Annotated in this window: 16 protein-coding genes and 1 riboswitch; of the genes, 11 read left to right on the top strand and 5 right to left on the bottom strand. The window is 60.9% G+C overall.

Annotated features, from left to right (window positions below; translation table 11 throughout):
• Nucleotides 1–368: 368 nt before the first annotated feature.
• The gene (locus J3P93_RS11530) at nt 369–1,163 is read left to right on the top strand and encodes a helix-turn-helix transcriptional regulator (RefSeq protein ID WP_434597463.1); all 795 of its coding nucleotides are present in this window, start codon (nt 369–371) and stop codon (nt 1,161–1,163) included.
• Nucleotides 1,164–1,252: 89 nt separating this feature from the next.
• Nucleotides 1,253–2,605 (top strand): efflux transporter outer membrane subunit, encoded by a 1,353-nt coding sequence (locus tag J3P93_RS11525; RefSeq protein WP_434598343.1) that lies wholly within the window; start codon nt 1,253–1,255, stop codon nt 2,603–2,605.
• 257 nt (nt 2,606–2,862) lie between these two features.
• Here the strand turns inward: J3P93_RS11525 and J3P93_RS11520 are convergent, their stop codons facing one another.
• Entirely contained in the window at nt 2,863–3,879 is a 1,017-nt protein-coding gene (locus tag J3P93_RS11520; protein WP_434597461.1) for an ABC transporter substrate-binding protein, read from the bottom strand.
• Nucleotides 3,880–4,235: 356 nt separating this feature from the next.
• Between J3P93_RS11520 and J3P93_RS11515 the strand changes: the two genes are divergently transcribed.
• The gene (locus J3P93_RS11515) at nt 4,236–6,446 is read left to right on the top strand and encodes an LTA synthase family protein (protein ID WP_434597460.1); all 2,211 of its coding nucleotides are present in this window, start codon (nt 4,236–4,238) and stop codon (nt 6,444–6,446) included.
• Between the two features lie 151 nt (nt 6,447–6,597).
• Nucleotides 6,598–8,868: a catalase/peroxidase HPI gene (gene katG / locus J3P93_RS11510; protein ID WP_434597459.1), complete on the top strand. Its 2,271-nt coding sequence runs from the start codon at nt 6,598–6,600 to the stop codon at nt 8,866–8,868.
• Nucleotides 8,869–8,948: 80 nt separating this feature from the next.
• Here katG and map read toward each other — a convergent pair whose 3' ends face one another.
• Both map and J3P93_RS11500 read right to left on the bottom strand, forming a co-directional pair.
• Nucleotides 8,949–9,740 (bottom strand): type I methionyl aminopeptidase, encoded by a 792-nt coding sequence (gene map, locus J3P93_RS11505; RefSeq protein ID WP_434597456.1) that lies wholly within the window; start codon nt 9,738–9,740, stop codon nt 8,949–8,951.
• Nucleotides 9,737–9,964 carry a ParD-like family protein gene (locus J3P93_RS11500; protein ID WP_434597454.1) on the bottom strand — a complete coding sequence of 76 codons (228 nt, stop codon included), beginning with the start codon at nt 9,962–9,964 and terminating at the stop codon, nt 9,737–9,739. Before J3P93_RS11500 ends, map begins: the two co-directional genes overlap by 4 nt.
• Before the next feature lie 350 nt (nt 9,965–10,314).
• Nucleotides 10,315–10,508: riboswitch (cobalamin riboswitch) on the top strand.
• A 143-nt stretch (nt 10,509–10,651) separates the two neighbouring features.
• Between J3P93_RS11500 and J3P93_RS11495 the strand changes: the two genes are divergently transcribed.
• The 6 genes from J3P93_RS11495 (at nt 10,652) to J3P93_RS11470 (ending at nt 18,501) form a co-directional block, all read left to right on the top strand.
• The gene (locus tag J3P93_RS11495) at nt 10,652–11,665 is read left to right on the top strand and encodes an ABC transporter substrate-binding protein (RefSeq protein ID WP_434597451.1); all 1,014 of its coding nucleotides are present in this window, start codon (nt 10,652–10,654) and stop codon (nt 11,663–11,665) included.
• A complete protein-coding gene (locus J3P93_RS11490; protein ID WP_434597450.1) occupies nt 11,662–12,678 on the top strand; it encodes a FecCD family ABC transporter permease in 1,017 nt (338 codons plus the stop codon). The genes J3P93_RS11495 and J3P93_RS11490 overlap by 4 nt, the downstream gene beginning before the upstream one ends.
• On the top strand, nt 12,675–13,439 hold the full coding sequence (locus J3P93_RS11485) for an ABC transporter ATP-binding protein (protein ID WP_434597448.1): 765 nt from the start codon (nt 12,675–12,677) through the stop codon (nt 13,437–13,439). Before J3P93_RS11490 ends, J3P93_RS11485 begins: the two co-directional genes overlap by 4 nt.
• A 191-nt stretch (nt 13,440–13,630) precedes the next feature.
• On the top strand, nt 13,631–14,932 hold the full coding sequence (locus tag J3P93_RS11480) for an IS4 family transposase (RefSeq protein ID WP_434598321.1): 1,302 nt from the start codon (nt 13,631–13,633) through the stop codon (nt 14,930–14,932).
• Between the two features lie 1,023 nt (nt 14,933–15,955).
• On the top strand, nt 15,956–17,332 hold the full coding sequence (locus J3P93_RS11475; RefSeq protein ID WP_434597447.1) for a pyridoxal-phosphate dependent enzyme: 1,377 nt from the start codon (nt 15,956–15,958) through the stop codon (nt 17,330–17,332).
• Nucleotides 17,329–18,501: a cystathionine gamma-synthase gene (locus J3P93_RS11470; RefSeq protein WP_434597446.1), complete on the top strand. Its 1,173-nt coding sequence runs from the start codon at nt 17,329–17,331 to the stop codon at nt 18,499–18,501. The genes J3P93_RS11475 and J3P93_RS11470 overlap by 4 nt, the downstream gene beginning before the upstream one ends.
• A 38-nt stretch (nt 18,502–18,539) precedes the next feature.
• Here J3P93_RS11470 and J3P93_RS11465 read toward each other — a convergent pair whose 3' ends face one another.
• Entirely contained in the window at nt 18,540–20,171 is a 1,632-nt protein-coding gene (locus tag J3P93_RS11465; RefSeq protein WP_434597445.1) for an ATP-binding response regulator, read from the bottom strand.
• A gap of 113 nt (nt 20,172–20,284) precedes the next feature.
• On the opposite strand from J3P93_RS11465, the gene J3P93_RS11460 reads away from it, so the two are divergent.
• On the top strand, nt 20,285–20,884 hold the full coding sequence (locus J3P93_RS11460; protein ID WP_434597444.1) for a LuxR C-terminal-related transcriptional regulator: 600 nt from the start codon (nt 20,285–20,287) through the stop codon (nt 20,882–20,884).
• Between the two features lie 18 nt (nt 20,885–20,902).
• Here J3P93_RS11460 and J3P93_RS11455 read toward each other — a convergent pair whose 3' ends face one another.
• Nucleotides 20,903–21,271, bottom strand: coding sequence for a fe2+ zn2+ uptake regulation protein (locus tag J3P93_RS11455; protein WP_434597442.1), 369 nt, complete (start codon nt 21,269–21,271; stop codon nt 20,903–20,905).
• Nucleotides 21,272–21,309: the final 38 nt, after the last annotated feature.

Genomic DNA, 21,309 nt, shown 5'->3' with positions numbered 1-21,309 from the left:
ACAGCCCCGTGCCTGAGCACGCGCTGCACGATTTGCTGAAGAAACTGCTGAAAGATCTGTAGGAAAAACACCATGCCTCGGTAGTGCTTATCGCTGGGTGGCCGGCGGCGGAAAAAGCTCATCTGCCGACATTCCGGGCGCCTGGAGTGACCCGCCAGTCACGCGCGCGGATGGCAGGCGCACGCCTGGCCTCGGCAGGCCAGCGAAAATAGTGGCACTTTGTGTCCCTGTTTTCCCCTACAGACGCAGGACAAATGCATAGGCTTAAATCCCGCTGCTGATCAGTTCAAGGAGAAATGATTGCGCGGTGGCGTGTGCATGAACGGCAGACAAAGCAGTGATGACTCTGAACCAGGGATGAGAAGGATATGAATCTGACCGGCAGTATTCGCAACATGGAAAACCCGCACTTCTACTGGCAACTGGGAGAGCTGATAGCCAGTACCGGCGACGATCATTTCGCCAGCAACATGTTCCAGTTGGTCGACACGCTGGTGCCGGTCAACCGCCTCGATCTCAGTGAATGGACGCTGGACGAGCGCCAGGCCAGCGTGGTCGAGATCAAGCCGCTGGGCAGCGCGGGCCTGCCCCACGCCGGCGATTGTCAGGCAGCGATCGATCGACCGGACGATCATCCACTGCTGCAGAAAATGATCGAAATGAACGACTCGCTGTTGATCCAGCTAAAGGCTTCTTTATTGCCGCGTCATCCGCAACACGGCGTGCATCAATGCAATCTGGTGTCGCGCACCTCCAATCGCCGTTGCGTGATTTCGGTGTATCGGCCACATACCCAGCGGGTGTTTTCCCTGCCGGAACTGGCCTTTCTGAAAAGCCTTTCTGATACCTTGCTGCCGCTGATCGAACGGCATGCGCAAATGACCCGTCAGAGCCTCGCCCGCCAGCCTCGCCCGGCCTTGGCCGATCTGGATCAGGCGCCGCTGGCGCAGGTCTTCGATGAGCGTTTGGCGTTGAGCGCCGTCGTCTTGTCGGCACGCGAGAAGGAAGTCTGTCTGGGCCTGCTGACTGGCGGCACCGTGCCGCAAATGGCGGAAAAACTGCGGGTCAAGAACAGCTCTATCGAGACCTATCTCAAGCGTGCCGCGGCCAAGCTCGGCGTCAGCGGAAGGCATGGGCTGGCGAAATGGATGGCCGGGGCTTGAACGGGTCTCGAGCGTTACCGCGTCTGCCGCGCAAACGCAGTGGTGCGAAGTCCGGGTTGCGCCTGCCCCTGCTGTGCACGGCGGTGCTGATGGCCGGGTGTTCGTTGATGCCGGATTACCAGCGACCGCCCTCGCCGGCTGCCGAGCAGTACCCCACTGCAACGCAGCCAGCGACCCGCCATGCTGACTGGCGCACGCTGTTCAACGACCCGGCGCTCAGGCAACTGATCGAAAGCGCGCTGGCCAACAATCGCGACCTGCGCGTGGCAGCGCTGAATGTTCAGGCGTTCCAGGCACAATACCGCATTCAACGCGCCGACCTGGTGCCGGCGGTGGCGGCCAATGCCAACGAGTTGCGCCAGCGCATGCCGTCCAGCGTCACCGGCGGCCCGGCGCAGATCACCTCGGCGTATGCGGTCAATCTGGGCATCAGCGCCTATGAGCTGGATCTGTTCGGTCGGGTGCGCAGCCTCAGCGAGCAGGCCTTGCAAAGCTGGCTGGCCACCGAACAGGCGCGGCGCAGCGCCGAGTTGAGTCTGGTGGCCAACGTCGCCAATGCCTACCTGACCTGGCGCGCCGATCAGCAGTTACTGGAACTGAGCCGCGACACCCTCGCTGCCGACGAACAAAGCCTGCACCTGACCACGCGCAACCGCGAAGCGGGCAAATCTTCAGCGCTGGAACAGGCGCAGGCACGCACCAGCGTCGACAGTTCGCGGGTCAATCTGGCGCGCTACCAGCGTCTGGTCGCACAGGATTTGAACAGCCTGACGCTGCTGGTCGGCGCGCCGCTGCCAGCGCAATTGCCGGCGCTGCCGCTGGCCAGTGAACTGGTATCGCCGCTGCCGGCCGGGCTGCCATCGGATCTGCTGCAACGGCGCCCGGACATTCTGCAGGCCGAATACCAGCTCAAAGCCGCCAACGCCAATATCGGCGCAGCCCGTGCAGCGTTCTTTCCCAGTGTGAGCCTGACGGCCAACGCCGGCACTGCCAGTCGCGATCTTTCCGGGTTGTTCAGCGCAGGCTCCGGCGCGTGGACGTTCCAGCCACAGATCAGCCTGCCGATTTTCAATGCCGGCAGCCTGCGTGCCAGTCTGGATTACGCCCGGCTGCAGAAAGACGTCGCCGTCGCCGAGTACGAAAAATCGATTCAAACGGCGTTTAAGGAAGTCGCCGACGGTCTGGCGGCGCGCAGCACCTATGAACAGCAATTGCAGGCCCAGCGCGATCTGGTCCAGGCCACCCAGGATTACTACAACCTCGCGCGGAACCGTTATCGCAACGGTGTCGACAGTAGCCTGACGTTCCTCGATGCGCAGCGTTCGCTGTTCACCTCGCAACAAGCCTTGATCAGCGACCGCCTGGCGCAGTTGGTGGCTGAGGTCAACCTCTATACCGCCCTGGGCGGTGGCTGGCAGGCAGGTGAAACGGTGGCGCGGTGATCTGCGATGGTTTCCATGATGAGCAATGGGTGTTCGGCTTTGGCTTCAGGGTGGAGCTACCCCTCATCGGAACGCCGCCCGCCCAGCCCTCTCCCCGAGGAGAGGGCGCCGATTTTGGTTGGCTTTGAAGTTTGCGTACGACTCGGTATTGCAACTGGTGCAATTCTCACATTCCCTGCGGTCAGTTCCCTCTCCCTCTGGGAGAGGGTTAGGCGGGCGGCGTTCCGATGAGGGGCTTTTGATCCTGGCGCGGAACATCAGCTCCCCGCCCCACCATGCGCCTCTTCAAAGAAGTAATCCTTCCAGCTTCCCGCCTTGTTTTTCAGCACACCCAATTCCTGCAATTTCTCGGCATAGATAAACGTACGCTGCGGCACCACCGTGAAGTCGATCTCCGGGTCGTTGACGATCTGCTCCACCAGCGCCAACGGCAACTTCGACTGTTCGACCCGAATATAGGCCTGGGCCGCTGCCGGTTTGTCAGCCTTGATGATTTTCTCGGCCTCGGCCAGGGCGTCGTAGAACGCCTTGTAGGTCTTGGGGTTTTCGTCGTGGAATTTTTCCGTGGTGTACAGCACGTTGAACGTCGCCTGGCCGCCGAGTACGTCGTAGGAACTCAGCACTTTGTGCACGTTGGGGTTCTGCAACGCCTGGTACTGGAACGGCGGACTGGAGAAATGCGAGTTGATTTCCGAGCCACCAGCGATTAGCGCAGCCGTCGCATCGGGGTGCGGCAGGCTGACGGAAATGTCGTCGAACTTCTTGTACTGGGCATCGCCGAACAGCCTGGCGGTTTCGATCTGCAAGGTGCGCGACTGGAAGCCCACCCCTGCCGCTGGCACGGCGATGCGATCTTTGTCGCTGAAGTCCTTGAGGGTTTTGATATTCGGATTGTTGGTCAGCAGGTAATTGGGCATCGAGCCGAGCGCGGCGATGGCCTTGACGTTCTGTTTGCCTTTGGTGCGATCCCACACGGTGAGCATCGGCGGTACGCCGGCCGAGACCACGTCGAGCGAACCGGTCAGCAGCGCCTCGTTCATCGCGGTGGCGCCAGAGATACTGTTCCAGTCGACCTTGATGTCCAGGCCCTGGGCTTTACCGTGTTTTTCGATCAACTGCTGGTCGCGAACTACATCGAGAATCAGGTAACCGACGCCGAACTGCTGGGCGATGCTGATCTTGCCTTCGGCCTGAGCGACCGAGCTGAACAACGCGGTGCCCGCCAGGGCGGCGGCCAACAGGGTCAATGCGGAACGTTTCAACGGTGTGGCCATGACAACCTCGCAGCAGGGGGTGGTTTGCTGAAAGGCCTGACTTTATCGCTATAAAAAATAGAAATTAAATATCTTTATTGCATATCGATAGCACTGGACGCTGAGCGTATGCCTTGCGCTGCTACAACGTTGATCGTTAACAGCCTGACACAATAAAACCCCGGCAAGATCCGCATCGGCAAACAGGCCGTTCGCCGCGCTCCACCAGCAGCGATAGGGGTTTCCAGTTGTTTTTCCATTCGCGCCAGCGCTTGTCCTTACGCATCAGCCGAGCGTTTTAAAAGGCAATCAGATGGCCGAGCCTTGCTATCATCGCCCACACTTTTATGACGATTTGATGGCTGGAAGGTCTTTTTGTGAGCGCTCTTTTCAACCGGTTGCGGCAACCGCACGCCCGACTGTTTTCTCTGCTGCTGTTGGTATTGATCGTGCCGATGGGCCTGCGCGCGGCGTTGGGCTGGTCGAGCCCGTTGGGTTATCTGTCGGATCTGGCCGTGGGCAGCCTGTTGCTGGTTTTGCTGCATCGCCGCGCGTGGTGGCTGGCTCTGCCGGTGCTGCTGTTGTGGGGTGTGCTGGCGGTGGCGACCGCAGAACTGGTCAGCGCGGTCGGTCGGTTGCCGACGCCTTCCGACATTCATTACCTGATCGACCCGCAGTTCGTGGAAAACTCCACCGGCGGCGGTCTGGCGCATCCCGCATTGGGCCTGACATTACTGCTGGCATTACTGGTGTGGCTGCTGACCCGCTTCGCCGGCCGGGACCGACCGCTCACTGCCCTGCCCCGTGCAGCCTGGGGCGCGCCGCTGGTGTTGTTCGCCGCGCATTGGGGTGCGCAGAACCTGTGGCCCAACGAAGCCGACCCGTGGCGCCTGTACAACTTGCCGCATCAACTGCTCGCCAGCGAAGTGGCCGACCTGCAGATTCGCGCCGAGGAATGGCTGGACGGCGATGCCGAAGAACCCGCACCGGCGATGGCCGGGCTGACCGATGTCGACCTCAACGGGGAAAAACTGCTGACCGCACCGGGACAAGCGCGCAATGTGCTGATCATCGCACTGGAGGGCATTCCCGGCGCCTACATTCGCGCCAACCGCGAGGCCATCGGCAGTCATTATCAGGAAGACCTGATGCCCAACCTCAGCCGCTGGGCCGAGCGCGGCATGAACACCCCGGATTACGTGCTGCACACGCACCAGACCATTCGCGGTCTGTACGCCATGCTCTGCGGCGACTACGACAAACTTAACAACGGCACGCCCAAAGGCGTGGAAATGCTCACCCTCAACGAGCGCAATCAGGCCTGTCTGCCGGCACAACTGCGCGACCACGGTTTCAGCACGCATTACCTGCAAGGTGCCGGGCTGCGCTTCATGGCCAAAGACAAGATCATGCCGCACATCGGCTTCGACGCCACCCATGGTCTGGAATGGTTCAGCAACAGCAATTATCTGGAGTTTCCGTGGGGCAAGGATGACAAGGCGTTCTTTGAGGGTGCGCTGGACTACGTCGGCCAGCTGAAGAAAAACAGACAGCCGTGGATGCTCACCCTGCTCACTGTCGGCACTCACCAGCCCTACTCCGCACCGGACGATTATCTGCAGCGTTACGAAACGCCGAAGCGGGCCGCCGTCGGTTATCTCGACGATGCACTGGATCAGTTTCTCAGTGGCCTGGAACGCAAAGGCGTGCTCAAGGACACGCTGGTGGTGATCACATCGGACGAATCCCACGGCATCGACGGCGTGCGTCTGGCCTCGTCGTGGGGATTCAACCTGACCCTGGCACCGGAGCAGGCGCAACTGCCGCATCTGAACAAAGGCGTCTATGGTCACGTCGATCTGAGCACGTCGATCCTCGACTACTTCGACCTGCCAGTGCCCTCCGCGCTGAGCGGTCGCTCGCTGTTCCGTGACTATGACTCCGGCCGCGAAATCATGTCATTCACCAATGGCAAGCTGCGCTATCACGATGGCCGCGGCATCTTCTCCGAATGCGAAATGCCGCGCCGCTGCCGCTATTACGAAAGCGCTGGCTTCATCGCCGACAGCGCCATTTACAAGGGTCGCTACAGCGGTCATCCGGCCCGACAGATTGCCGCCCGCGCCAATGCCCTGGACCTGTCGCTGCTGCGCACGCCGCTCAACCATCGCTACCAGTTCGGCAGCAACAACATCATCCCGCTGCAAGCGCAGATCAAGGATGACTGGGCCGACAACCTGATTGGCGCGCAATATCTGGAAATGCCCAAGGGCTCGCACACCCGCGTACGCCTGACCGTGCGCGCGGTCGACCCGCAGCAAGCGGCGTACATTCAGCTCAAGGCCAAGGAATTCGAACAGGACGTGCAACTGGGCTTACCCGCAGAGATGGTCGCCACGGCGGATCAGCCGCTGGAAATGGACTTCAGCTTCGAAAACCCGCAACAGCGCAAAGCGTTTTCGTTTCATTTGCTCGGTTACGGCCAAGGCGCGGTGGAAGTCAGTGACTTCAGCGTGATCACTGAGCTGCCGGGACAAGAGGACATGCTTGACGATGTACCCGATGACGAAACGGCGCAATCGAGCTGATCTGACTGATCAGAAGCCAGCGTAGCGCTGAGAGAGTTTGCCTATCAGCACGCAATAGCCGGGCTATTAGCCGGTTTGCCCACTCGGGTCTAGCCTTACAAGTCCGAAGTCGGCACCAGCCGGCCGCAGCAGACCTGATAGGGACTCGAACATGGCAAGCGAATCGAAATGCCCGTTCAACCACGCCGCCGGTGGCGGCACGACCAACCGAGACTGGTGGCCGAATCAACTGAACCTGAAAATCCTCAGTCAGCACTCGCCCAAGTCTGACCCGCTGGGCCAGGACTTCGACTATGCCAAGGCGTTCAAAAGCCTGGATTTCCAGGCGCTGAAGCAAGATATCAGCGCATTGATGACCGATTCTCAGGACTGGTGGCCGGCGGACTTCGGTCACTATGGCCCGCTCTTCGTGCGCATGGCCTGGCACAGCGCCGGCACCTACCGCACCGCCGATGGTCGCGGTGGCGCCGGCTCCGGTCAGCAACGGTTCGCCCCGCTCAACAGTTGGCCGGACAACGTCAGCCTCGACAAGGCCCGCCGCCTGCTCTGGCCGATCAAGCAGAAATACGGCCGCAACATTTCCTGGGCCGATCTGATCGTACTCACCGGCAACGTCGCGCTGGAATCCATGGGCTTCAAGACCTTCGGTTTTTCCGGTGGCCGCGCTGATGTCTGGGAACCGGATGAAGACGTGTACTGGGGTTCGGAAACCGAATGGCTGGGCGGTGACAATCGTTACGGCAAGAGCAACGGCCCGGTACAGGAACCTGGTGACGGTACGCTGGTAGCCGAACCGGATCTGCACGGCAAGGAAGAAAGCCGCACCGATCAGGGCGAACGCAATCTGGAAAACCCGCTCGCTGCGGTGCAGATGGGTCTGATCTACGTGAACCCGGAAGGTCCCGAGGGCAATCCGGACCCGGTCGCCTCGGCCAGGGACATTCGCGAAACCTTCGGCCGCATGGCCATGAATGAAGAAGAAACCGTGGCGCTGATTGCCGGCGGCCACGCGTTCGGCAAGACCCACGGTGCCGGCCCGGCCGACAACGTCGGCCCTGAGCCGGAAGCGGCCGGCCTCGAGCTGCAAGGCCTGGGCTGGAAAAACGCTTTCGGCACCGGCAAGGGCGCAGACACCATCACCAGTGGTCTGGAAGTGACCTGGACCACCACGCCCACCCGCTGGAGCAACAACTACCTGGAAAACCTGTTCGGCTTCGAGTGGGAACTGACCAAGAGCCCGGCCGGGGCGCATCAGTGGCAACCGAAAAACGGCGCCGGCGCTGGCACGGTTCCGCATGCCCACGACCCGAGCAAAAAGCTCTCGCCGACCATGCTCACCTCTGACCTGGCATTGCGCTTCGACCCGGCTTACGAGCAGATCTCGCGACGCTTCCTGGCCAATCCCGAGCAATTGGCCGACGCCTTTGCCCGTGCCTGGTACAAACTGATCCACCGCGACATGGGCCCGCTGTCACGCTACCTCGGCCCGGAATTGCCCAACGAAGAATTGCTCTGGCAAGACCCGTTGCCGGACGTCAGCCATGCATTGATTGACGACAGCGACGCCGCCGCGCTGAAAAGCAAAATCCTCGCCTCAGGCCTGTCGGTTTCGCAACTGGTCTCGACGGCGTGGGCGGCGGCCTCGACCTTCCGCGGCTCGGACAAACGTGGCGGTGCCAACGGCGGGCGTTTGCGTCTGGCACCGCAGAAGTTCTGGCAAGCCAACCAGCCGGAGCAACTGGCCCATGTGCTGCAAACCCTCGAGGGCATTCAGAGCGAGTTCAATGGCAGTGCCGGCGGCAAGCAAATCTCGCTGGCGGACCTGATCGTGCTGGCCGGCAATGCCGGGGTCGAGCAAGCCGCACAGAACGCTGGTCATTCCGTGAGCGTGCCGTTCTCGCCCGGGCGCGTGGATGCCTCGCAGGAGCAGACCGATGTCGAATCGTTCGGCTTCCTTGAACCGATTGCCGATGGTTTCCGCAACTACAGCAAGGGCAAATACACCGTCGCGGCTGAAACCCTGCTGATCGACAAGGCGCAACTGCTGACCCTCACCGCCCCGGAAATGACCGTGCTGCTCGGCGGCCTGCGGGTGTTGAATACCAACGTCGGGCAGACCCGGCATGGTGTCTTCACCGATAAACCCGAAGCGCTGAGCAATGACTTCTTCACGAACCTGTTGGACATGGGCGTGGAGTGGCAACCGACGACGCGCGATGCTGATGAATTCGAGGGACGGGACCGTAAGACCGGCGCGCCGAAATGGACCGCAACCCGGGTGGATCTGGTGTTTGGCTCCAATGCGCAGTTGCGCGCACTGGCCGAGGTGTATGCCAGTGCGGATGCGCAGCAGCCGTTCGTCAATGACTTCGTAAAGGCCTGGACGAAAGTCATGAACCTCGACCGATTCGATCTGAAGTAAAGGCAAAGGAAAACGCCGCTTGTTCAAGCGGCGTTTTTTATGCGTTGGATTTCAGGGGATTCGGATCGCCAAACGCAGTATCAACCGATCGCCGCATACCCCTCGATCTGATCCGGCCACGCCGTCAGCACTTCAAACCCCGTCTCCGTCACCGCGACCATGTGTTCCCACTGTGCCGACAGCGAGCCATCCTTGGTCAGCACCGTCCAGCCATCGGGCATGTTCTTCACATGGCGCCTGCCAGCGTTGAGCATCGGCTCGATGGTGAAAATCATTCCCGCCTTGAGCTTCATCCCTTGATTGGGGAAGCCGTAATGCAGAATCTGCGGTTCATCGTGGTAGATCTTGCCGATGCCATGGCCGCAATACTCGCGCACCACGCTGAAGCCTTCCTTTTCGGCGAGGCTCTGAATCGCATAACCGATATCGCCCAGCGTGGCGCCCGGTTTGACCGCGCGAATACCTGCGCACATGGCGTCATAGGTAGTCTTGATCAGATGTTGCGCTTCAGGCGAGGCCTCACCGACCACGTACATGCGGCTGGTGTCGCCGAACCAGCCGTCCTTGATCACGGCGATGTCGAGGTTGAGGATATCGCCATCCTTCAGCGGTGTAGCAGAAGGAATGCCGTGGCAGACCACGTCATTGACCGAGGCGCAGACGGTTTTCGGAAAGCCGTGATAACCGACGTTGGCCGGCACCGCTTTCTGCACATTGACGATGTAGTCGTGGCACAGCCGATCCAGTTCATCGGTAGTCACCCCGGCCTTGACGTGGGGTACCAGCATCGCCAGCACTTCAGCGGCCAGTTTGCCGGCCGCGCGGGATTTCTCGATTTCGGCCGGGGTGTTGAGCTTGATCTGGTTTCTCATGCGAGGGCGACTTCCTGTGTCAGTTGGTGCAGGTCGAGCCCGCCATTCTGTTCGGCGCGGATCAGCATACGGCAGATCGCGCTGTGGTCGAGGTTGGGGTGCAACTCGGCGAGCATGCCGATGCGCATCCAGTGCTCGGCCTGCGCGTTGATCGAGCGGCTGAGTGCGTTGCTGGAGATGCGCAGGTTTTCATGCATGTCTTCGGAAATTTTTACGATGCCCACGGGAGCAATCCGATACGGAATGTATATGGATCGTATATTAGCGTTGGGGGTTCGCGGATTGCAAATCCGGGTGGTGACTTTGGGATTTTCAAGATCGGGAGGTGGTGGTGAGAAGCATGCGGCCGGCTTTGGATTTGAGGTGGACCCGCCCCTCACCCCCGCCCTCTCCCGGAGGAGAGGAAGCCGATCTTCATTGGCTTTGGAACTAGTGTTCAGCTCGGTATCCCAAGTCGGCGCAGCTCGGCTAAACGCCTCGGTCAGTCCCCTCTCCCTCTGGGAGAGGGTTAGGCGGGCGGCGTTCCGATGAGGGGCTTTTCGAAAGATTCATCTCCCCCTCATCCCCCCAAATCGTCTACCATGCCGCCGCCGGTTTCCGCATGGGATTAATAGGGAATCCGAGGTGCTTGCTCAGCATCGATCGGAACTGCCCCCGCAACTGTAGGTGCCGAGCCTGCTCCACGATTGCCACTGGGTAACCCCCGGGAAGGCCGGAGCCAGGCGATGACGCATCAGTCAGGAGACCTGCCGGCACAATGACTACTAACCGGCGGGGTGTCCGGGAAGGACATCGTGCCGTGCGCGTTTTTTTGCGCGATGACCGGCCTTGCGCTGTTTGCTGACAGCGCTTGATGGTGTGTTTCCAAACCGTACCCGCCCTCCCCGTACGGTTCCATTGGAGACTGCCCCATGCTGCTGCCCCGCGTTGCCACCCTGCTGACCGGTCTGGGCCTTTGCGCTTTCGCGCAAGCGACGCCCACGGTTTATCCGCTGACGATCGAGAACTGCGGCAGCAGCCTGACCTTCCAGCACGCCCCCACTCGCACGGTCACCATCGGCCAGGCTGGCACGGAAATGCTCTATGCCTTGGGTCTCGGCGACAAGGTCGTGGGCACCTCGCTGTGGTTCAACGACGTGCTTCCCCAATACAAGACGCAGAACGACAAGATCCAGCGCCTCGCCGATAACGAACCGAGCTTCGAAGCGGTGATCGGCAAGCGCCCGGAGCTGGTCGCGGTGGAGCTGGAATGGATGGTCGGCCCGCAAGGTGCGGTCGGCACCCGCGAGCAGTTTCATGAATTGAAGATTCCTACCTACCTGCTGCCCTCCGACTGCGAAGCCAAGGACAATCTCGTTGGCTCCGATGGCACGCGGCTGGCGCCGTTTCGCATCGACAGCATTTACAAAGGCGTGAGCCAACTGGCGCAGGTTTTCGATGTGCAGACGCGTGGCGAACGGCTCAACGAACAACTCAAGGCCAGCCTCGCGCAATCGATCGCCACGGCGAAAACCCAGCAGCGCAAGGATGTCAGCGCTGTGGTCTGGTTTTCCAGCGCCGAGATGGACATCGAGCCGTTTGTGGCCGGGCACAAAGGCGTTCCGGATTTCATGCTGAGCACCCTGGGCGTGCGCAATGTGGTCGAGTCGGATGAAGAATGGCCAACCGTGGGCTGGGAAACCATCGCCAAGGCCAACCCGACTTTCCTGGTCATCGCGCGCATGGATCGTCGGCGTTTCCCGGCTGACGACTATCAGAAGAAACTCGCGTTCCTGCGCAGCGACCCGGTGACGCGCAACATGGACGCGGTGAAACACAACCGCATCATCATCCTCGACGCCATGGCCATGCAGGCCAGCCTGCGCACCTTCGACGGCCTCGCGCAACTCGCCGCCGCCATCAATGCCTACGACCTGGCGCCATGAGCAGACGCCTGATCCGTTCGCTGCTGGTTATGCTGACGCTCGCGCTTGCGCTTATCGGCGGAGTGGCGATTGGTGAAACCTCAATCGAGCCGGGCGTGGTGCTGCAGGTGCTGGCCAACAAGCTGTGGGGCGCCGGTTATGTGCTCGACCCGATCGATGAAGGCATCGTCTGGAATTATCGCCTGACCCGCGCCTTGGTCGCCGCAGCCTGCGGTGCCGGACTGGCAACGTGCGGGGTGATCTTGCAGTCACTGTTGCGCAATCCGTTGGCCGATCCTTATCTGCTGGGCATCTCCGCCGGGGCCTCGACTGGCGCGGTGATGGTCGCGTTGCTTGGCGTCGGTGCAGGGTTGGTATCGCTGTCGGCCGGTGCGTTTGCCGGTGCGGTGACGGCGTTCGTGCTGGTGATTCTGCTGGCACGGGTCAGTGGCTCGGCTAACGGCACCGGGCAGATCATCCTGGCAGGGATTGCCGGTTCGCAATTGTTCAACGCGCTGACAGCGTTTTTGATTACTCGCTCGGCGAGTTCCGAGCAGGCTCGCGGGATCATGTTCTGGCTGCTCGGCAACCTCGGCGGGGTGCGCTGGCCTTCGGTGTGGCTGGCGGTGCCGGTGGCCGTGCTCGGGCTGGTCGTGTGCCTGTGGCATCGGCGGGCGCTGGATGCGTTTACCTTTGGCGCGGATTCGGCGGCATCGCTCGGCATACCGGTGCGTCGCGTGCAGATTCTGCTGATCGGTTGCGCGGCGTTGGTCACGGCGGTGATGGTCTCGATTGTCGGTTCGATCGGTTTTGTCGGCCTGGTGATTCCCCATGCGGCGCGGTTGTTGCTCGGCACCGGGCATGCTCGCTTGCTGCCAGCGAGTGCCTTGGGCGGCGCGGTGTTTCTGATTGCCGCCGACGTGTTGTCGCGCACCCTGATCAAGGGTCAGGTTATTCCGGTCGGGGTGATCACGGCGCTGGTCGGCGCGCCGGTGTTCGCGCTGATTCTGGTGGGCCGGAGGTCGGCTCGATGAACGCGGTATTGAATTGCTCGGGCTTGAGCTTCAAGGTGCGCGGCGCCGAGTTGCTGAAGGCTGTCAGCCTTGAGGTGCAACGCGGCGAAACGTTGGGCATCGTCGGGCCGAACGGTGCGGGCAAATCGACCTTGTTGAAGCTGTTGGCCGGCCTGCGCGAGCCGAGCGCTGGCGAGGTACTGCTCGACGGTCAGCGCCTGGGCAAAATGGCGCGCCGCAGCGTTGCGCAGACACTCGCGGTGGTCGAGCAACAAGCTGACACCGATGACGGCATTCGTGTGTTCGATGCGGTGGCGCTGGGGCGGACGCCTTGGTTGTCGGCGCTGCAACCGTGGTCGACTGCCGACACTGCCATCGTTGAGCAGGCGCTGGTTGATGTCGATGCGGTGCATTTGCGTCAGCGCATCTGGCGCAGTCTGTCGGGGGGTGAGCGGCAACGGGTGCACATCGCTCGTGCCCTGGCGCAGCGGCCGCAGATTCTGTTGCTCGATGAGCCGGCTAACCATTTGGACATTCAGCATCAGTTGACGATTTTGAGTGTCGTGAAAGCTTTGCCGGTGACTACGTTGATTGCGCTGCATGATCTGAATCAGGCGCTCAAGTGCGATCGTCTGGCGGTGCTTGAACGGGGGGAGTTGGTGGCGTTGGGCAGGCCGCTGGAGGTGCTGACGCCGCAGTGTTTGTGGGAGACGTTTGGGGTTCGGGCGCGGTATTTGATTGATCCGTTTGATGGTGAGCGGATTTTGCGGTTTCACTCGTGACTTTGGGGGGCTGGACCGCTTTTTTGATTGGGGGCATATCCGTTGGTGCGGGTGCTGCGGCTTAGGGTTTCGCCCTTACGGCCATCCCTTTCAAGGTCTTCTGTAAAATCCCCTGAAATTCATTTAGGGATACCCGAACGATGTGGGCCGATGTTCTAGCGCGTTTCGAGAAAAAAGCACCTGCCAGTGTCATGGCCAAATTGGCGCTGGAGCAGGCTATTGCCCCTGAGTGGATCGATCAGGTTTTCGAAGAGCATCGGCAACGGCAGTACTCTCGCGAACTGCTGTTTTCGACCATTATCAAGCTGATGTCCCTTGTTTCATTGGGCTTGAAGCCATCCCTTCACGCCGCCGCGCGACAGCTTGAAGATCTTCCTGTGAGCTTGGCGGCTCTTTACGACAAGATCAGTCGTACCGAGCCTGCTCTGTTGCGCGCGTTGGTTACGGGCTGTGCACAGCGCCTGACTCCAACCATCAGGGAGTTGGGCTGCACGGCGATGTTGCCGGGCTGGCAGATTCGGGTGGTGGATGGCAACCACTTGGCGTCCACTGAGAAGCGTCTAGGAGCTTTACGTAATGAGCGCGGCGCTGCTCGTCCCGGTTTTTCGGTGGTTGCCTACGACCCCGATCTGGACCAGGTCATCGACCTTCAGGCGTGTGAGGATGCGTACGCAAGTGAGCGTGTTTGTGTGCTGCCTCTATTGGCCAATGCCGAGCCGGGCCAAGTCTGGCTGGCTGATCGGCTCTACTGCACGCTGCCGGTTATGGAGGCCTGTGAGCAGGTTCAAACCTCGTTTGTCATTCGTCAGCAAGCCAAACATCCACGCTTGATTCAAGAGGGTGAATGGCAAGAGCCGGTACCTGTGGAAACAGGCACTGTGCGAGAGCAGATCATCCAGGTCAGAGGCGGTTACCAATGCCGGCGTGTCGAGCTGACGCTTCATTCGCCAACGGACTCCGGTGACAGCAGTTTGATGTTCTGGAGCAACCTGCCTGAGAGCGTCAGTGCGCCACAGATCGCGGAACTGTATCGCCGCCGCTGGAGCATTGAAGGTATGTTCCAGCGACTGGAAGCGATTCTGGAAAGTGAGATTGAAACTCTTGGTAGCCCAAAGGCTGCCTTGCTCGGGTTCGCTACGGCGGTACTGGCCTATAACGTTCTGGCCGTCCTCAAACGAAGTGTTGAGCAAGCTCATCGCGATACCCAGCCTAAAGGATGGGAGGCCTCTATCTATCACTTGGCGGTTCAAGTCAGGAGTGGGTATGAGGGAATGCAAATTGCGTTGCCCGCGGAACATCTTCCCGTTATCCCGCTAGAAAAACTGGCCCAGCGCTTATTGGAACTGGCCAGAAATATCCAGCCCAAACAAGTCGCGAAAAGCCCTCGCGGTCCCAAAGTGCCCAAGCCTAAAACATGGGTCCAGGGCACCGCAGTACATGCGCATGTTTCAACGGACCGGTTAATCAAGGCTAAAAAAACGAAAAGACCTTGAAAGGGATGGCCCTTACGGCGAGTCCCTTTTTCAGACGCCAAAAAGGAACCAAAAGGCTTTGCTCCTACGTACGGCCCTCGCAAGCTCGGGTCCCTTCGCTGCGGAATCGCTCCGGGCGCAGCGGCTACGGTTTGCTTCGCTGCACCTACTTCCGCTGTGTACGACTTCGTCGTACGGTCGCTGCGCTCCCACCCCCGGATCAATCCCTCCGCTCAGCCTTCCGATGTCGCCGGTTAGGCAAGATCAAGGGCACTCGAGCTTGCGCTCATTGTTGAGTGGTTAGAAGCGTCGCATGGCTTGGGATTTGCGGTGAATTCGCCCCTCATCGGAACGCCGCCCGCCCAGCCCTCTCCCCCTGGAGAGGGAGCTGATTTGCGTTGGCTTTGACATCGCGCTCGACTCGGTATTGCACGTCGGCGCAGCTCTCGCATCCGCCACGATCAGTCCCCTCTCCCTCTGGGAGAGGGCTAGGGTGAGGGGCTTTTGATTGGATGACTGCGCTCCCACTGAAGAAATGCAATCAAATGTGGGAGCTTGCCTGCAAGCGATGGCGGCCTGATAGCCGACCCGTCTTTGGGAATGTACTCAATCCACTGGTAGGAGTGAGCCTGCTCGCGATAGCGGTGGGTCATTCAGCACTGCGGTGACTGAAAGACAGCCATCGCCAGCAGGCTGGCTCCCACAGCGGATCTGCGTGTTGCCCCAAGCCTTGCCTGCACCGCAAAACCGGTGGGAGCCAGCCTGCTGGCGATTTGGGCAGTCTCCGCCCACAAAACGCTGTAGAAAATCTCCTTGATGTTCAAGCAATTCCCGCTTGTGTGCCGCCCTTTGGAAACTCAATGACGCGTCTGTGTAAACCCGTTCAAACCCGTCCGCCACGGCGCTGATTTCGTTCTATCGTTAGATCAAACTGGCTGCATCAACACAGGACTAAAGGTTGCGACGGATCATCGCTGAGCCTATGTTGCACGCGAGTCTTTCTTCGCGACTGGAACGCGATCAACACCATCATGAGGTGAAGAAATGTCAAAGGAATCACGCCCTGCCGTGCTTGGGCTGATAGGCAATACTCCGCTGGTTCAGGTCACCCGTTTCGATACCGGGCCGTGCACACTGTTTCTCAAACTCGAATCGCAAAACCCCGGCGGCTCGATCAAGGACCGCATCGGTCTGGCGATGATTGATGCCGCCGAACGCGACGGCCGCTTGCAAGCGGGCGGCACCATCGTTGAGGCGACAGCCGGCAACACCGGTCTCGGTCTGGCACTGGTCGGCCGCGCCAAGGGCTACCGCGTGGTGCTGGTAGTGCCGGACAAAATGTCCACCGAGAAAGTCCTGCACTTGAAGGCCATGGGCGCCGAGGTGCATATCACCCGCTCCGACGTCGGCAAGGGCCATCCCGAGTATTACCAGGACGTCGCCGCGCGTTTGACGAAAGACATTCCCGGCGCATTTTTCGCCGACCAGTTCAACAACCCGGCCAACCCGCTGGCCCATGAATGCAGTACCGCGCCGGAAATCTGGGCGCAGACCGAACATGATCTGGATGCGATTGTGGTGGGCGTCGGTTCGGCCGGTACGCTGACCGGCCTGAGCCGTTTCTTCAAACGGGTGCAGCCGGATCTGGAGATGGTGCTGGCCGATCCGGTCGGTTCGGTGATGGCGCAATACAGCCGCGACGGCAGCCTGCCAACGCCCGGTTCATGGGCGGTGGAAGGCATCGGTGAAGACTTCATTCCATCGATCACCGACCTTTCCAGCGTACGCCACGCCTACTCGATCAGCGATGCCGAAAGCTTCGATCACGCGCGCCAGTTACTCAAGGCCGAAGGCATTCTCGGCGGCTCGTCGACCGGTACCCTGCTCGCCGCTGCGCTGCGTTATTGCCGCGAGCAGACCGAGCCGAAACGCGTGGTCAGTTTCGTCTGTGACACCGGCACGCGTTACTTGTCGAAGGTCTACAACGACCAGTGGATGACCGATCAGGGTCTGCTGCAACGCAAAGGCTATGGTGACCTGCGCGACCTGATCGCTAGGCGTTTCGAAGACGGCCGGGTAATCAGCGTGGGTCCCGACGATACCCTGTTGACCGCGTTCCAGCGCATGCGCCTGGCCGATGTTTCGCAACTACCGGTGCTGGTCGAAGGCAAGCAACTGGTGGGTGTGATCGATGAATCGGACATCCTCATGGCGGTGCACGAAGACGCCGCGCGCTTCAGCCAATCGGTGTCCAGCGTGATGACCGACAAGCTGCAAACCCTCGCCCCCGGCGCGGCGCTGGCCGAGCTGGAAGCGGTGCTCAGCCGTGGCCTCGTCGCCATCGTCGCCGACGCCACAGGTTTCCATGGCTTGATCACCCGCACCGACATGCTCAACCAATTACGGAGATCCCTTGCATGAGTCAGCACGACGATAAATCCCAAGGTTTCGCGACCCGGGTGATCCACGCCGGACAACAACCGGACCCGACCACCGGCGCGCTGATGCCGCCGATCTACGCCAACTCCACCTACCTGCAAGACAGCCCCGGCGTGCACAAGGGTTTCGACTACGGGCGCTCGCACAACCCGACGCGCTTCGCCCTCGAACGCTGTGTGGCGGACCTCGAAGGTGGCACCCGTGCGTTCGCTTTCGCTTCGGGGCTGGCAGCGATTTCCACGGTGCTGGAATTGCTCGATGCCGGTTCGCACATCGTCTCCGGCAATGACTTGTACGGCGGCACGTTCCGCCTGTTCGACAAGGTCCGCCAGCGCAGCGCCGGGCACCGTTTCAGTTTTGTCGATCTGGCCGATCTGTCGGCGTTCGAAGCGTCGTTGCAGGACGACACGCGCATGGTCATGGTCGAGACACCGACCAACCCGCTGTTGAGCCTGTCGGATCTGGCTGCCATCGCCCGCATCTGCCGCGCCCGCGGGATCATCTGCGTGGCCGACAATACGTTCGCCAGCCCTTACATTCAGCGCCCGCTGGAACTGGGCTTCGACATCGTGCTGCACTCGACCACCAAGTATCTCAACGGCCACTCCGATGTGATCGGCGGTATTGCGGTGGTCGGGCAGAACGCCGAACTGGCGGAGAAACTCGGCTTCCTGCAAAACGCGGTCGGGGCGATCTCCGGGCCGTTCGATGCCTTCCTGACGTTGCGCGGGGTGAAAACCCTGGCGCTGCGCATGGAGCGTCACTGCAGCAACGCGCTGGATCTGGCGCAGTGGCTCGAGCAACAGCCGCAGGTCAAACGCGTCTACTACCCGGGCTTGTCGTCACACCCGCAGCATGAACTGGCAAAACGGCAGATGCGCGGTTTCGGCGGGATGATTTCCGTGGACCTCAACAGTGATCTGGCCGGCGCACGGCGGTTTCTCGAGAACGTGCAGATCTTCGCTTTGGCGGAAAGTCTCGGCGGCGTGGAGAGCCTGATCGAGCACCCGGCAATCATGACCCACGCGACCATTCCGGCCGAAACCCGCGCGAAACTGGGGATCGGCGATAGGCTGGTGCGGCTGTCGGTCGGCGTTGAAGATGTCGAAGACCTGCGAGCCGATCTGGCCAGGGCACTGGCGAACATCTAGCACTGCACTGACGTAAAGCCCGCAGACCCAACCGGACTTTACGTCAGAACGTTGTCGGTGGATTCGCCTCGTCGATCACGCAGGGCGCGTAGCGTCGTGCGTAACTCGGCGGGGTGCACCGGTTTCGACAGAATCGCAATCTGCCGATCGTGCAAGGCCGCCTGAATCCTTTCGACGTCGTGGCCGGTAATGATCATCGCAGGCACCGCCCAACCGCGCTGCCTGCGCACTTCATCGATGCATTCGATGCCCGTGGCATGGGTGCCGAGGTCATAATCGGCGACAAGGATGTCGCAGTCGGTGACCAGGTTTTCGGCCGACCATTCGGCTTGCACGACACAGCCCCAGCGCTCGAGCAACGTCGACGTCGCCAGCAGCACGTTGCGATCATCCTCTACCAGACACACCTTCAGCCCCGTCAACAAACCCACCTGTCGCGCTTCACCGCGGACAAGCCGTGACTGCGCCGCCGCTACGATTGGCAAACCGCCAAGGGTCACCGTCGTGCCGCACCCTACCCGCGAGCGCAGAGCAACGTCCACATCGATCAGTTGACCCAGACGCTTGATGATCGACAGGCCCAGCCCGACACCCTCGACGTCTTTATCGCGTACCTGCCGCACCCGATAAAACTCCTCAAACACCTTGTGCAGGTGCTCTTCGGCAATGCCATTGCCGCAGTCATGGATGACGACAGCCAGCCCTGCCCCGCGCTTACGCACGCCGATCAGCACCGGCCGCTGAGCGCCGTATTTGAAGCAGTTGGAGAGCACGTTCTGCACCATGGTCGCCAGCAGCGCCGGGTCGGTTCTGACCCAGTGGTAACAGGGACGCAAACGCAGTTCGGCACCCGCCCAACGCGCCGCTTCCTGATGTTGGCGGACGATGTCCGCGAGCCATTCACCGAGGTTCAGCGTTTGCATTTTTGCTTCGACCCGGCCGTTATCCAAGGTGTAGAGGTCGAGGATCGAACGGAACAACTGCGAAACGTTGAGCAGTGAACGGTCGATGTTATCGACCAGCCTGCGTTCGCTATCGCCCAGGCGCGACTCGCGCAGACACGCGGTGAACAAACCGATGGAATGGATCGGCTGCCGCAGGTCATGACTGGCCTGGGCGAGAAAGCGTGACTTCTCCAGATTGGCCGCCTCGGCCTCCTCCGACGCCTTGCGCGTACGCTCGAGCAGCAGGTGTGCGTAAAACGGGATCACCGTGCTGGTGATCATCAACATCAGGACCATGAACGGTTGCGCCTGCCAGTACGGCGTCAGGCGATAGACCGCCAGCAGCGCCAGCAACGCCAGACCGGTGGCGACCGCCAGATAGCGCGAGCCATAGCGCATGCCATTGCCGAGGTTGACCCAGACCATCACCGCGTACAACGGCAGCGCGGCTTCGCCGCCGACTACCAGACCGAAACAGGTGCCGGTGTAATCATGGATCATGGCAAAAATCCGCCGCGCCGGATAATGCCCGGGCCAGCGCGCAATGGCCTGACGGAACACAATGGAAGCCAGCAAAAACAGGCTGATGTAGGTAATGACCGGCAGGTAGGTATCGACGCGATGGCCGGGCACAAAGCTCAACCCGACCATGTAAACCACGGCGATGGCCGCGATGATGATGCGCAGATTGGCCTGATCGAGTTCGGTGTTTTTCTCGAATTTCATGTAAACGTCCTTGTGCAGCGTTCGTCAGTTTCGGAAGCAGCCTACAGGCAACCTTCGCGTCCGATGCTAAGGTGCCAGCCTTGATTAACGCTTGACCCAGGGAGGGTCGCGCCATGGCATGCCGGATCATCATAGCCGACGATCACCCACTGTTTCGCGAAGCGATGGTGCGCACTGTGCAGCGCTTGCTCCCCGAGGCGACTATCGACGAGGCCGGTGACCTCGACGCTGTCACCGCGCTGCTGGGCAGCGAGCCGGATACGTTGATACTCGACCTGCGCTTTCCGGGTTTGACCTGCATTACCCAACTCGCCGAACTGCGCCGACGCTTGCCGCGCACCACGCTGATCGTGGTGTCGATGGTCGATGACCAGGCGCTGATCAGCGAGGTCATGAGCGCGGGTGTTGACGGTTTTATCGGCAAGAACATCGCCCCGGATGAAATCGGTCAGGCGATTCTGGCGATCCGCGCGGGCGAGGTACTGGTGAAGTTTGCCCCGTCAGGCTTGCTGCCGCTGGAACCCGCCAGCGCCCTCACGCCTCGTCAGCAGGAGGTGTTGCGGCTGATAGCGCAAGGCAAGACCAACAAGGAAATCGCCCGTGAGCTGGACATTTCACCCTTCACGGTGCGCATTCACGTGTCTTGTTTATTACGCGCGCTGGATGTGCCTTCGCGGGCTGCCGCCGCGGTGAAGTATCTCGGGCTGGTGTAGGCGCAGCTGGTCCCGCGCCTACAAGCAATGGTCGTGTTGCTGCAGGATGGCCCGGGCTTGCCGGGTGAAGCGGTAGTTCTTGTCCTGTTCCAGGGTGATCAAGCCTTCGAGGCACAGGCGCTTGAGCACTTCACGCACACTGATGAACGACAACTGCGGTGACGACGAGGCCACCCACGCATGCACGCCGTTGACTCCCGTTGAATAGCCATCACGGCTGGCAAGCAGCAGTGCATTGAGCACCTTGAAGCGGATCAGGCTGCTGCGCAGTCCGAAGTGGCTCAGCAATTGACGGATATGTTGATTGGCACTGCGATCGAACTCGCGCGGCAGCGCAGAGGATGCGGGCCGAACGACAAGCGCCGCAACGCCGGGATGGTTCAACATGACGAAGACTCCTTTTCTGAAATGCTCAAACCGCTCTC

It is taken from the genome of Pseudomonas sp. R3-57 (genome assembly GCF_051132065.1).
Lineage (GTDB): Bacteria > Pseudomonadota > Gammaproteobacteria > Pseudomonadales > Pseudomonadaceae > Aquipseudomonas.
Note: the sequence above shows the minus strand (reverse complement) of the source record. Positions and strands in the feature narration are given on the sequence as shown.